At 48.1% G+C, this 12752-nt stretch carries 10 protein-coding genes; 6 read left to right on the forward strand and 4 right to left on the reverse strand.

Annotated elements, in window-relative coordinates:
• Positions 1–110 precede the first annotated feature (110 nt).
• Genes HZF10_RS00680 through HZF10_RS00690 form a run of 3 tightly spaced genes read left to right on the forward strand, consistent with a single transcriptional unit; the run spans position 111 to position 4163 of the window.
• On the forward strand, positions 111–2204 hold the full coding sequence (locus tag HZF10_RS00680) for a glycoside hydrolase family 97 protein (RefSeq protein ID WP_176004235.1): 2094 nt from the start codon (positions 111–113) through the stop codon (positions 2202–2204).
• Between the two features lie 16 nt (positions 2205–2220).
• Entirely contained in the window at positions 2221–3348 is a 1128-nt protein-coding gene (locus tag HZF10_RS00685; protein WP_176004236.1) for a cysteine desulfurase family protein, read from the forward strand.
• A 44-nt stretch (positions 3349–3392) separates the two neighbouring features.
• Positions 3393–4163: a hypothetical protein gene (locus HZF10_RS00690; RefSeq protein ID WP_176004237.1), complete on the forward strand. Its 771-nt coding sequence runs from the start codon at positions 3393–3395 to the stop codon at positions 4161–4163.
• Position 4164: 1 nt separating this feature from the next.
• Here the strand turns inward: HZF10_RS00690 and HZF10_RS00695 are convergent, their stop codons facing one another.
• Positions 4165–5556 carry an alpha-amylase family glycosyl hydrolase gene (locus HZF10_RS00695; protein WP_176004238.1) on the reverse strand — a complete coding sequence of 464 codons (1392 nt, stop codon included), beginning with the start codon at positions 5554–5556 and terminating at the stop codon, positions 4165–4167.
• A gap of 177 nt (positions 5557–5733) precedes the next feature.
• Here HZF10_RS00695 and HZF10_RS00700 point away from each other — a divergent pair, with 177 nt between their 5' ends.
• The 3 genes from HZF10_RS00700 (at position 5734) to HZF10_RS00710 (ending at position 8361) form a co-directional block, all read left to right on the forward strand.
• Positions 5734–6066 carry a PadR family transcriptional regulator gene (locus HZF10_RS00700; protein WP_176004313.1) on the forward strand — a complete coding sequence of 111 codons (333 nt, stop codon included), beginning with the start codon at positions 5734–5736 and terminating at the stop codon, positions 6064–6066.
• 74 nt (positions 6067–6140) lie between these two features.
• Positions 6141–7265: a hypothetical protein gene (locus HZF10_RS00705; protein WP_176004239.1), complete on the forward strand. Its 1125-nt coding sequence runs from the start codon at positions 6141–6143 to the stop codon at positions 7263–7265.
• A 100-nt stretch (positions 7266–7365) separates the two neighbouring features.
• Positions 7366–8361 (forward strand): aldo/keto reductase, encoded by a 996-nt coding sequence (locus HZF10_RS00710; protein ID WP_176004240.1) that lies wholly within the window; start codon positions 7366–7368, stop codon positions 8359–8361.
• A gap of 80 nt (positions 8362–8441) precedes the next feature.
• On the opposite strand, the gene lpdA is transcribed toward HZF10_RS00710, so the two are convergent.
• From lpdA to truA, 3 genes are all read right to left on the reverse strand, one after another.
• A complete protein-coding gene (gene lpdA / locus HZF10_RS00715) occupies positions 8442–9830 on the reverse strand; it encodes a dihydrolipoyl dehydrogenase (protein ID WP_176004241.1) in 1389 nt (462 codons plus the stop codon).
• 82 nt (positions 9831–9912) lie between these two features.
• Positions 9913–11676: an ABC transporter ATP-binding protein gene (locus HZF10_RS00720; protein ID WP_176004242.1), complete on the reverse strand. Its 1764-nt coding sequence runs from the start codon at positions 11674–11676 to the stop codon at positions 9913–9915.
• A 76-nt stretch (positions 11677–11752) separates the two neighbouring features.
• Positions 11753–12502, reverse strand: coding sequence for a tRNA pseudouridine(38-40) synthase TruA (truA, locus tag HZF10_RS00725; RefSeq protein WP_176004243.1), 750 nt, complete (start codon positions 12500–12502; stop codon positions 11753–11755).
• Between the last annotated feature and the right edge of the window lie 250 nt (positions 12503–12752).

The raw sequence follows: 12752 nt of genomic DNA on the forward strand, positions 1-12752 counted from the left end.
TTGAGCAAAAATAAACGTTTTTGGTTTGCCGATGCGAGGCGTGATGACTATTAGAACAATTTTAACCGATATTAGGTATCTTTGCTATCCTTCGTAACCCGCACATCCCGATGAAAAAACTGATACTGACGCTGCTCATGGGAACCGCCGCATCTGCCCAATCGCTGCTTTCGCCTTCCAAACAGATACAGCTCGAGTTCAAGCTTGTCGACAATGGAAAACCGACCTATACGTTGACGTATAAAGGACGTCCCGTAATCGAGCAAAGCTTGTTGGGTTTGACACTCGAGCGGCCGCAAGCTCTCGAATCCGATTTTAAGACGATAAAAGCCGAGACAGCCACCGGAGACGAAACCTGGACACCGGTTCTGGGCGAGCAGTCGCGCATCCGCAACCATTACAACGAGCTTAAAGTGCAGCTTTTGCAGACGACAACCGAGCGCAAAATGAACATCGTTTTCCGTTTGTACGACGAAGGATTGGCGTTTCGATACGAATTCCCGAACCAATACCGCTGGAAATATTTCAAAGTAACGCGAGAAGTCACCGAATTCAACCTCACGGGCGACCACAAGGCATTCTGGATTCCGGGCGATTTCGACAGCCAGGAATACGTGTACAGCGAAACTCCGCTTTCGGCCATCAACGGCGACCAATCACAGATCAGCAACGGCATCGGTTTCAAAGGCCCGATGGAACAGACACGCGTACAATCGCCATTGATGATGAAAACCAAAGACGGTCTGTACATCAACATTTTCGAAGCGGCCGTGATTAATTATCCGGTGATGCATTTGAACCTGAATCCTAAAACCTTCTCGTTCCGTGCCGATTTGGCGCCAAATGCGATTGGCGATCTTGCCTATCTCGAAACGCCTTGCAAATTGCCGTGGCGAACCGTAATGGTTTCTGATGACGCCAAAGACATCGTCGGTTCGCGTATGATCCTCAATTTGAACGATCCGTCCAAAATTTCCGATGTCTCGTGGATCAAACCGATCAAATACGTCGGGATCTGGTGGGAAATGCACGTGGGGAAATCGACTTGGGATTATGCCGGATCGCAAAACGCACAAAACGCGCAGCCTGGCGTAATGATTCCGACAGGGAAACACGGAGCGACGACTGCAAACGCCAAAAAATACATCGATTTTGCAGCGAATAACGGATTCGACGGCGTGCTCATAGAGGGCTGGAACGTCGGTTGGGAAGACTGGTTCGGCAACTGGAAAGAGGAAGTGTTCGATTTCGTGACGCCTTATCCCGATTTCGACGTCAAGGAAGTCACCGATTACGCCAAATCGAAAAACGTGCAGATCATCATGCACCACGAAACGTCGGGTTCGGTTTCGAATTACGAAAGACGGCTCGACCGCGCCTACGATTTTATGGAAAAGTACGGATACAAAGCCGTGAAGACCGGATATGTCGGGCGTATCATACCAAGAGGCGAGTGGCACGACGGGCAAACGATGGTCAATCATTTCAACTGGGTCGTGCAGCGCGCCGCCGAGAGAAAGATCATGGTGAATTCGCACGAATCGTCACGTCCGACGGGCGTCCACAGGACTTGGCCGAACTATGTTTCTGCCGAAGCCGCACGCGGAAATGAATTCAACGCCTGGTCGACCGGAAATCCGCCGATGCACGAAACCATTTTGCCGTTCACGCGTTTGCTTGGCGGTCCGATGGACTATACGCCGGGAATTTTCGAAATCAAGATGTCGGCTTACGAACCGTCCAAAAAAGAACAGATCCATACGACATTGGCCAAGCAACTCGCGCTTTATGTGACGATGTATTCGCCTATCCAAATGGCCGCCGATTTACCTGAAAACTATGAAAAACATCAGGATGCTTTCCAATTCATAAAAGATGTCGCCGCCGATTGGGACGATACCAAAATCCTTGAGGCCGAGCCCGGCGATTATGTTACGATCGCTCGAAAGGCTAAAGGCAAAGACGCTTGGTTCGTAGGGGCGATCACCGATGAGAATGCGAGGAAATCAACCATTTTTCTCGATTTCCTTCCGACAGGCAAAAAATATAAAGCCACGATTTATGAAGACGGCAAAGACGCCGACTGGGAAAAGAACCCGAAATCGTATGCGATCAAAACGATCGAGGTCGATTCCAAATCAAAAATCAACCTGAATCTCGCGGCCGGAGGCGGAACGGCCATCAGCATTTTTCCCGCCAAATAAAACAAGACCATCCCAAATGAAAACCGTTTATTTAGACAATGCCGCCACCACGCAATTGCGATCTGAAGTGGTCGCGGAAATGACCAAAGTGCTTTCGGAAGACTACGGAAATCCTTCATCGACACATAGCGTCGGACGCCACGCCAAGAGCATCATCGAAACCTCGCGCAAGTCGATTGCCGCCAATCTCGGGTGTTTGGCCCAGGAAATCATCTTCACTTCGGGCGCGACCGAAGCCAACAACTGGATCATACGAAGCGCGGTCGTCGATTTCAAGGTCGAGCGCATCATCAGTACAAAAATCGAGCATCATGCGGTTCTGGAAGCCGTCGAACATATTGGCCATGAATTTTCGATTGACGTCCAATTCCTCAATATCGGCAACGATGGCGCTGTCGATTTGGCCCAGCTTAAAGAGTTGCTTTCGGACGGCGTACCGACTTTGGTTTCGCTCATGCACGTCAACAACGAAGTGGGAACGGTTCTCGATTTGGTTAAAGTAGGCAATATTTGTCGCCTGCATAACGCGTATTTCCATTCGGATACGGTCCAGTCGATCGGCAAGACCGAATTCAATTTCAAGGAACTTCCGGTTGATTTTGCCGTGGCAAGCGCGCATAAATTCCATGGGCCGAAAGGAGTCGGTTTTGCGTACATCCGAAAAGGGCTTGTCGTGAATCCGATGGTTTTCGGAGGCGAACAGGAGAAAGGAATCCGTCCAGGAACCGAAAGCGTGCATAATATCGCGGGTATGGCCAAGGCACTCGAGCTGTCTTACACCAATTTGGAAAGTGACAGAAGTTATATCGCTGGTTTGAAGAATTTTGCAATCGAATCATTGACGAAAACTTTTCCTAACATTAAGGTAAACGGAAGCCGCGAAAATGGATTCTACAACATCCTTAACGTATGCCTGCCGATGGACGAACAAAAAACGCTAATGATCCTTTTCCATCTCGATATGAAAGGCATCGCGGTATCCAGAGGAAGCGCTTGCCAGTCGGGTAGTGCGAAGCCTTCACACGTTTTGGCCGAGATGCTCACCGATGACGACATACGCAAACCGTCGTTGCGGATTTCGTTGAGCCATTACAATACTGAAGAAGACATCGATATTTTAGTGGACGCGTTGAAAGCGATCTGATGCGTTGGTTGGGTTTTCTTTTCCGAAAGCGCAATACCATTCATTTGGATAGCAAATTTTCCAGGGAAGACATCTCTGGTTTACTCGCCTCGCTTTCAGTCCAAAACACGATCATCGATTTTTGCGACCGAAAATTCCCGGACGGAAAACCATGGGCGAATTTCACTTACGCGCCTTTGAACGGAGAATGGAGGATGTGTTATTCGGCTCATGGCAGAAGCAAGGGTATTTATACGGTGCGCGAAAGCACGATCATCGGTCAGATTTTCGATTTGCTCAAAAAAGGACATATTTCGAATCTTGGAGTGAACAATAAAAGTCTGCCAGCCTTAGACCTTCAAGGTTTCGATAAAAACCTGAACATTGACGGCCAGCTTTTCGCTTCGCATAACAAAGTGAGTGAAAAGGCGTCGGATTACTTGATTTTCGGTCTATTTGACCATAGCGACTACTACAATACCCAAAGAATCTACAAAGTCACCCATCAGGGTTTGTTCGTCGATGCGCGTGAAAAGTCATATCGTGACGGGTATAAAGGCTATAGGTTCAAAGGCAGCCGCGTTCCGGATAATAAGGAGAATGTCGCGAGGACTTTGTGGAAGGCTTTTCCGAAAGATGTGCTTTCGAAACCTGCCCCAGGATTTTACGTCGCGGGCGGAAAAGATGCCGTGTCCGTTCTTTTTTCGTTTGGTAACGATCAATTTGCACGTACGTTTTCGCTGGATGTCTATTTTGGAAAATGGCCGAATGTGTCAAAAGAATTGCTTGATTTTGGCAAGCTGGTCGTGGAGGCGGTTCGGGAGATCGAGAAATAGTTCATTTCTCAAGGATGAGATAGCCCCAAGCTTCCAATTCAAAAACATCGTCGCCTTTCAACTCGATTTCCTTTCCCGAAAACACGTCTTTGTATTTCCCTTTCTGGTATTTCGAATCGAGTTTCACCGCTACTTTTTCTTTGCTGTAATTCACGACCGAAATCACGTGGTTGTCGTCTTTGGTGCGCGAAAACGAAATGACTTTATCGAGTTTGTCGTTGTAGATCCTAATCATGTGACCGCCGTCGTTTCCGTTCCAAAGCGCCTTGTTCTTGTGTTTGAGGTCGAAAAGCGTTTTGTATAGGGGCGCATACGGCAATTTCGACCAGTCTATTTCGTCTTTGTCGAAGAATTTGAGCGAACGGTCGAGCCCGGCTTCCTGTCCGCCGTAGCAAAGCGGCATGCCGTTGATGGTTGCGCACAAAACCATCGAAGCTTTGAGTGCAGGCCCGAAATTTTCGATCTGGTTGCCTTCCCAGGAATTCTTGTCGTGGTTGTCGGTAAACAGCATGCGATAGCCGCCTTTCGGAAACGTGCTTTCGTCGTGGGCGAGGTACTCCACAAGCTGGCCGATGCCTTTTCCGTCTTTGGTCACGGCCGTCATCGCATTCCAAAGCGACCAGGAATACGTCGCATCGAACGCATATTCATGCAAATCGCGCGATTCCCATTCGCCTAGCATGAAGACGGGTTTTACGGCATCCATTTCGGCTCTCGCGTTGTTCCAGAAATCGGTCGGGATAAAGCCTGCCGTGTCGCAACGGTAACCGTCTATGTCGAATTCTTTGACCCAATAGACGAGTGCTTCGGTCATGTATTGGCGCAATCCGGGTTGATCGTAGTCGAAATCTATCACGTCATCCCAATCGTACCACGGCGTAGGCTGGAAGTTGCCTTCGGGCGTTTTGGAATACCAATCGGGATGCTCTTTTGCAAGCGTATTGTCCCAAGCCGAATGGTTCGCGACCCAATCGATGATGATGTGCATGCCCATAGAATGCACTTTGTTTACTAGATGCCTGAAATCTTCTTTCGTGCCGAATTCGGGATTCACGCCGTAATAATCTTTTATCGAATATTCGCTTCCGAGCGTGCCTTTTCGCTTTTCGACCCCGATCGGATGGATCGGCATGAGCCAGACGATATCGACACCCATTTGCTTCAATCTAGGCAAATGCGATTCGAATGCCTTGAACGTGCCTTCTTTGGTGTATTGTCTTATGTTGACTTCGTAGATCGTCGCGGATTTGCTCCATTCCGGATGCTTGACTTTCACATATTCTTGCGGCTGGTACTTGTCTTCCGAAATTTTTTCATCCTTTTTTCGGGATGGCTCACAGCTTATCATCAACAATGACAAAGCCAATAACGACAAGTGAAACGACGATTTCATAAAGATGGTTTTATACTTAAATGTATTGATTTTGAACATATCGAATCAAAAAAATAATACCCAAAATGCAAATGCATAATATTCTTATGTATATTGCGTTCAAATAAAACAAATCTCAAATTCCAGCACGTAAGTTTTGGTTGGAAAATAATAATAGGAATAAACAATAATAAAATGATCTTCTCCTCCGAACTCATAAAAGGCACGCTCAAAACCATCGTGCTCAAACAACTCGAAGCGAACGGCCGCATGTACGGTTACGAAATCACCCAACGCGTCAAGGAATTGACTTTCGATAAGATCCAAATTACCGAGGGCGCGCTCTATCCGACACTTCACGCGCTCGAAGCGGACGGTTTGGTCGTTACGGAGACCGAATACATAGGCAAACGCATCCGCAAATACTATAGCCTAAGCCCGAAAGGCAAGACCAAAATCGAGGAAAAACTCAGTGAAATGGCCGAGTTTATGGAAACGATGAAGTTTCTTTTGGACCTGAAACCGATATGATCAATTATTGATTATTAGTATTATTTATTGACTGTGCGTCCAATAAAAAATAATAATAAATAATAAAAATAAGCATGTACAACCTCACCGACCAACAAATAGAATTCATCCGCAACGACATCAGTGCACGTGGCGTCGCGATGGTCAGCCTGCAGCACGACCTGTTGGATCACGTTTGTTGCGTCGTAGAGCACGGCCTCGAACCCGATGGTGATTTCGAGGCCTTCTATTCAAGCAGCATCCGCACTTTTTTTAAGGACGAGCTTCGCGAAATAGAACAGGAAACTATCACATTACTAACGTTTAAACACTATTATTTTATGAAAAAACTAATGTTGTTTACCGGTACGGTGTCGACTGTGGCGCTCACCGCCGGATTGATCTTCAAATTCATGCATTGGCCCGGAGCGGCGATACTCATCTTTTTGGGTGTCATTTTGCTAAGTCTCGTATTCCTTCCATTGCTGTTTACGCTCAAAGTACGCGAGAAACAGAACACGAAAGACAAGGTTATCATCGGAATAGGTACATTGGCCGGAATCTGCATCAGCTTTAGCGTACTTTTCAAGATCATGCATTGGCCCTTTGCCAATATGTTGGGAATTATCGCTTTGGGCATTACGGTTTTTATTTTCCTGCCGTTCTATTTTTTAAGCGGGATACGAAATCCGGAAACTAAAGTAAACACGATCGTATCGTCGGTCTTGATTTTGTATGCATGCTCACTTTTGCTCGTTTTGATCCGTTCTCCCAAAGCAAGCATGGAAGTTTTTGCGGCCGAAACGGAATCCGTCTACAGAAGCGAACGCATTTTCAAGGAGCAGGAAAAACTGACGTCGATCCTTGTCAAATCCGAATTGCCTTCCGATGGGAAGAACATTTTGCAGGCATGCGAAGAATTGAAGACCTATCTCGTGCAATGCGAAACCGGTATTCCCGAAATACGCGATAGCGAATCGACCCTGATCACCGACGGAAGTGCCGGAGAGTATCTGTCGCGCTCGCCCGAAATCGAAAAGAAACTCGTGGCTCTGAATTCGGAAATCGGGCGTTATAACCAGTCGCTTTCCGCTAAACAGCAAAAAGTCGAAGGCCTTTCCAAACTCGACGACAGACGCGTTTCTCAAGCCATCAACGACCTGATACAGGCGCAGATGGTCATTTTGCAGAATCAATCGACAATCGCGTTGAACAACTGAGGCTTCAATCATCATCATCAAAAAACGGCTGCGGATTTTGTCCGTGGCTTTTTTGTTTGTATTGCGTACATTTATTAGGTAAAACGAAAGACAAGCAACAATGAAATACAGAAAATTAGGCCAGACCGATCTCAATTTATCCGCAATCACGTTCGGCGCATGGGCGGCAGGCGGTTGGATGTGGGGCGGAAACGAATCGAACGACGCCATAAAAGCCATCGAAGCCGCTTTCGACGAAGGCGTAAATGCCATAGATACCGCACCGATTTACGGACAAGGCTTCAGCGAAGAAGTCGTAGGCGAGGCCGTCATGGGATTGCCGCGCGACCAAGTATATCTGCTTACCAAATTCGGGATGCGATGGGATTTGGCCAAAGGCGACTTCGCGATGAAGAGCAAGAACAACTTCGGCAAGGACATTGACATCTACAAATACGCCGGAGCCGAAAGCGTGGTCAAGGAATGCGAGGATAGCCTGCGCCGTTTGCGTACCGATTACATCGATTTGTACCAGATCCATTGGCCCGATTCGACGACGCCGATTGAAGAAACGTTCAAGGCCGTCGACAAATTGATCAAAGACGGAAAAGTTCGTTATGCGGGCGTCTGCAATTACAGCGTTTCCCAAATGGCAGAAGCCGAAAAATACGTGCGATTGGCTTCGAACCAAGTGCCGTTTTCGATGCTCAGGCGCGAAATCGAGAAGGAAACCGTGCCGTATTGCCTCGAGAACGAGAAAGGGATTTTGGCTTATAGCCCGATGGATCGCGGTTTGCTAACTGGTAAAATGAAACCCGGTCAGGAATTCAACGAAGGCGACCACCGTAAAAACTTGTGGCAATTCAAGGACGAGAACATCAAACGCACCAATGATTTTCTGCAAAAAATCAAACCTCTAGCCGACGAAAAAGGATTGACTTTAGGACAACTGGTTTTGTTGTGGACGATCGAACAACCCGGAATCACGATCGCTTTGGCCGGAGCCAGAAACGCCGAACAAGCCGTACAAAATGCAAGGGCGATGCGCGCAAGTTTAAGTACGGAAGAAGTCGAGAAGATTACGGGTGAATTGGAAACTCTGCAACTTGTAAGATAAGCTCAAGAGTTAGGGATAGTTGCCTAAAACAAAAAAATCCGCCTCGATAAATGGGCGGATTTTTCTATTTGGATTATTGCTTACAAGTGAATCACCTCACCGTACGCGTCGGCAGCAGCTTCCATAACCGCCTCGCTCATCGTCGGGTGCGGGTGGACCGATTTGATGATTTCGTGACCTGTGGTTTCGAGTTTACGCGCCACGACAGCCTCGGCGATCATATCGGTAACGCCGGCTCCGATCATGTGGCAACCTAGCCATTCGCCGTATTTCGCATCGAAAATCACTTTTACGAAACCGTCAGGCGTTCCTGCAGCTTTCGCTTTTCCGGATGCCGTGAACGGGAATTTCCCGATTTTGAGTTCGTATCCTTTTTCTTTCGCTTGTTTTTCGGTAAGTCCGACTGAAGCGATTTCGGGAGACGCATACGTACAGCCCGGAATGTTTCCGTAATCGATCTTGTCTACGTGAAGACCTGCGATTTTCTCGACGCAAGTGATTCCTTCGGCCGAAGCGACGTGTGCCAAAGCCTGCCCCGGAACGACGTCACCGATCGCGTAATAACCCGGAATGTTGGTCTGGTACCAATCGTTCACGAGGATTTTATCTCTGTCCGTCGCGATGCCGACTTCTTCAAGACCTATGTTTTCGATGTTGGTCTTGATTCCGACAGCCGAAAGCAAGATGTCCGCTTCAAGCGTCTCTTCGCCTTTTGCCGTTTTCACGAACGCTTTCACGCCGTTTCCGGAAGTGTCGATGCGCTCCACGGACGAATTCGTCATTACTTTGATGCCGTTTTTCTTCAAAGAACGCTCGAATTGTTTCGAGATGTCTTCATCTTCGACAGGAACGACGTTCGGCATGAATTCCACAATCGTCACTTCGGTTCCCATAGAGTTGTAGAAGTGTGCGAATTCAACCCCGATAGCTCCCGAACCTACGACGATCATCGATTTCGGTTGCTCGGGCAAATTCATCGCCTGACGATAACCGATCACTTTTTTACCGTCTTGCGGCAAATTCGGCAATTCGCGTGAACGAGCGCCCGTCGCGATGATGATATGGTCTGCGGAATATTCTGTAGTGGTTCCGTCTTCGGCCTTCACATCGATTTTCTTGCCTGGTTTCACTTTTCCGAAACCTTTGATGACGTCGATCTTATTTTTCTTCATAAGGAAATCGATGCCTTTGCTCATACCTTCGGCCACACCGCGTGAACGTTTGATGACCGCAGGGAAATCCTTGTCGAAAGCCGTCACGGTCAAACCGTAATCGGATGCGTGTTTCAGGTAGTCGAAAACCTGTGCCGATTTGAGCAATGCCTTCGTCGGGATACAACCCCAATTCAAGCAGATGCCGCCCAGGCTTTCCTTTTCAACGATAGCGGTCTTGAAACCGAGTTGAGACGCGCGGATGGCCGTAACATAACCGCCCGGTCCGCTTCCTAAAACTATAATGTCGTATTTCATGGTTGACTATTTTTTGCAGTGCGAAAGTACGGAAATTAGTGCTCAAGTGCAAGAGCGGATGTGGTCGTGTGAAAATGAAAGCTTACTCCGATTTTTCCTCCACGAGAAATTGCGAGAAATACAAATTGCGGTAATAGCCTTCGCTTTTTCCGAGCAGTTCCTGATGCGTGCCTTCCTCGACAATAAAACCTTTGTCCATCACAACGATTTTGTCGGCTTTGACGACGGTTGCCAATCTGTGTGCGATGACGATGGAAGTGCGTCCCGAGGTGATGGTTTCGGTGGCGCGCTGGATCAATTCTTCGGTATAGGTATCTACCGATGATGTCGCCTCGTCCAAAATCAAAATCCCCGGATTGCTCACGAACGCGCGCAAAAAGGCGATCAATTGGCGTTGTCCCGATGAAAGCATCACACCTCTTTCCTTGACGTTGTAATCGTATCCGCCGGGCAAACTCATGATGAAATCGTGCACGCCGATGCGCTTTGCAGCCGAAACGACCTGATCGCGCGAAATATCGGGATTGTTGAGCGTGATGTTGTTGAGAATCGTATCGGCAAACAGGAAAACGTCCTGAAGCACGATCGCGATCTGTTTTCGCAGCGATTCGAGTTTGTAATTGCGGATGTCTTCTCCGTCTATCGAAATGCTGCCTTCGTTGATTTCGTAAAAGCGGTTGAGCAGGTTGATGATCGTCGATTTTCCGGCGCCGGTCGATCCGACAATCGCAACGGTTTCGCCCGCGTTCACTTTGAGGTCGATGCCTTTTATGACTTCTTCATTGTCGATGTAACTGAAGCGCACCCCGGTAAAATCGATGTCGCCTTTAAAATCTGGAGCGTCGATAGAGCCGGTTTGCTGCACTTCTTCTTTGATGTCGAGGATTTCGAACACGCGGTTGGCCGAAATCATGCCCATTTGCATCTCGTTGAATTTATCGGCGATCTGTCGCAACGGGTTGAACAACATGCCGATGAACATCGTGTAGGTGAACAAGTCTCCGAAAGTCGTCGTCTTGTCGCCATCGAGTATCAGATTTCCGCCGTACCAAACCACCGCGCCCAAAGTGAGGGCCGAGATGATATCGGCAATAGGGAAGAAGATCGAGTTGTACAAAATCGTCTTGACCCAAGCCTTGCGGTGCTTGTCGTTGATGTCGCGGAATTTTTCGGCTTCTATGTCTTCGCGGTTGAACAGCTGTACGATTTTCATTCCCGTTACACGTTCCTGGACAAAAGTGTTCATTGCGGCGACTTGTGTACGTACTTCCTCGAACGCCAATTGCATCTTGCGTTGGAAAATACGCGTCACGTAGACCAAAACCGGCATCGCCAAAACCGCGATCCACGAAAGCTTCCAGTTGAGCGCGAACATGAACAGTAAAACGGCGACCATTTTCATCAGATCGGAAATGATCATGAAAAGACCTTGGCTGAAAATACGTGCGATTTGTTCGATATCCGATACGGAACGCGTCACGAGTTGGCCCACGGGCGCATTGTCGAAATAACGCATGCGGAAACTCATCATATGGCGGAACAGCTTGTTGCGGATGTCCTTGACAATATCCTGACCGAGCCAGTTGGCCCAATACACGAAATAGAATTGCGAGAAAACCTCGAGCAGCAACACCACACCCATGAGCATGATGTAGAACAACAGCCCTTGTCCGTCGTGTTTGGACACGTAATCGTCTACGGTGCGTTTGAGCAGGTACGGGCGCAATGCCGCGAATACCGAAAGGGAAACCGCGAAGGCGATCACGCCGTAGAATCTTGGTCGATACGGCTTCGTGTATTCTAATATGCGTGCGAAAAGTCGCGTGTCGAATGCTTTTGCTTTCATTTTTATGGCCGTTTTTCGGCTAAACCTCAAAGGTTTTATTACGCTGCGCTCCATACAATTCGGCTGCGCCTCGGGTTTAAAACCTTTGAGGTTTGATATAGTCATATTCTACTTTTGTGAGGTACAATCCGTGGGCAGGTACCGAAAAGCCTGCATTGCCGCGGTTTTTGCTCACGATTATCGCGTTGAAACCTTCGAGGTCTACTTTGTGCAACCCGACGTTTATCAGCGTTCCGACGATGGCTCTCACCATATTGCGCAAAAACCTGTCGGCGGCGACCGTAAATATAAGGCGATGGTCGTGCTGTTTCCAATCGGCCCGGAAAATTTGGCAATTGAACGTGCCTACGTCCGATCCGGTTTTCGAAAAGCACTCGAAATCGGTGTGTTCGAACAGGATTTTGGCGGCTTCGTTCATCTTGTCGACATCGAGCTGATGGTGTTGGTACCAACTCAAACCTTCGAGGAACACATCTTTTTTGGTGTGTATGTGATATTCGTACGTGCGTTTTTTCGCGTCGAATCTCGTATGGGCGTCGTCGTGCACCGGAATGATGTCGTGGATCGCGATGTCTTTGGGCAGGAACGAATTGAGCTTGTGACGCAATTGAGATGTCTCGAACCAACCTTCGTAATCGAAATGCGCGAACATCTGGCTTGCGTGTACGCCCGTATCGGTACGACCTGCGCCTACGACATCTATGGTCTCACCGAGTAATAACGATAGGCTCTTATTGATGGTTTCCTGCACAGAAACGGCATTCGGTTGGGATTGCCAGCCGTGGTAGTTCGTTCCGTTATAGGAGAATTCGAGGAAATAACGCATTTTCGGGACACGCTTCTCTTGAAGACACGCAACGTTTTACACACACTGCGCTTTAGACAAGCAGGATTTTGGTTTGTTGATGTGCAAAAATACGTATAATTCTCTATGGCTTGTGTTTTGCCGATACAAGGAAACGTTAATTCGCAGGAATGGACGTGAATGCGTACTTTTGGCCTTAGCCCCGATAGAAGCGGTTAGCCTTTTGACGGACGGATGCAGATTTTTCGCAGCGGTAAGGGCGACCAAAGGA

The organism is Flavobacterium agri, assembly GCF_013401995.1.
GTDB classification, from domain to species: domain Bacteria; phylum Bacteroidota; class Bacteroidia; order Flavobacteriales; family Flavobacteriaceae; genus Flavobacterium; species Flavobacterium agri.

Bases quoted from the DNA above. Each gene is read 5' to 3' on its own strand.
- HZF10_RS00695 (WP_176004238.1), bottom strand. From the start codon at position 5,556: ATGAAATCGTCGTTTCACTTGTCGTTATTGGCTTTGTCATTGTTGATG.
- HZF10_RS00710 (WP_176004240.1), top strand. From the start codon at position 7,366: ATGAAATACAGAAAATTAGGCCAGACCGATCTCAATTTATCCGCAATC.
- HZF10_RS00685 (WP_176004236.1), top strand. From the start codon at position 2,221: ATGAAAACCGTTTATTTAGACAATGCCGCCACCACGCAATTGCGATCT.
- HZF10_RS00705 (WP_176004239.1), top strand. From the start codon at position 6,141: ATGTACAACCTCACCGACCAACAAATAGAATTCATCCGCAACGACATC.
- HZF10_RS00680 (WP_176004235.1), top strand. From the start codon at position 111: ATGAAAAAACTGATACTGACGCTGCTCATGGGAACCGCCGCATCTGCC.
- truA (WP_176004243.1), bottom strand. From the start codon at position 12,502: ATGCGTTATTTCCTCGAATTCTCCTATAACGGAACGAACTACCACGGC.
- HZF10_RS00720 (WP_176004242.1), bottom strand. From the start codon at position 11,676: ATGAAAGCAAAAGCATTCGACACGCGACTTTTCGCACGCATATTAGAA.
- lpdA (WP_176004241.1), bottom strand. From the start codon at position 9,830: ATGAAATACGACATTATAGTTTTAGGAAGCGGACCGGGCGGTTATGTT.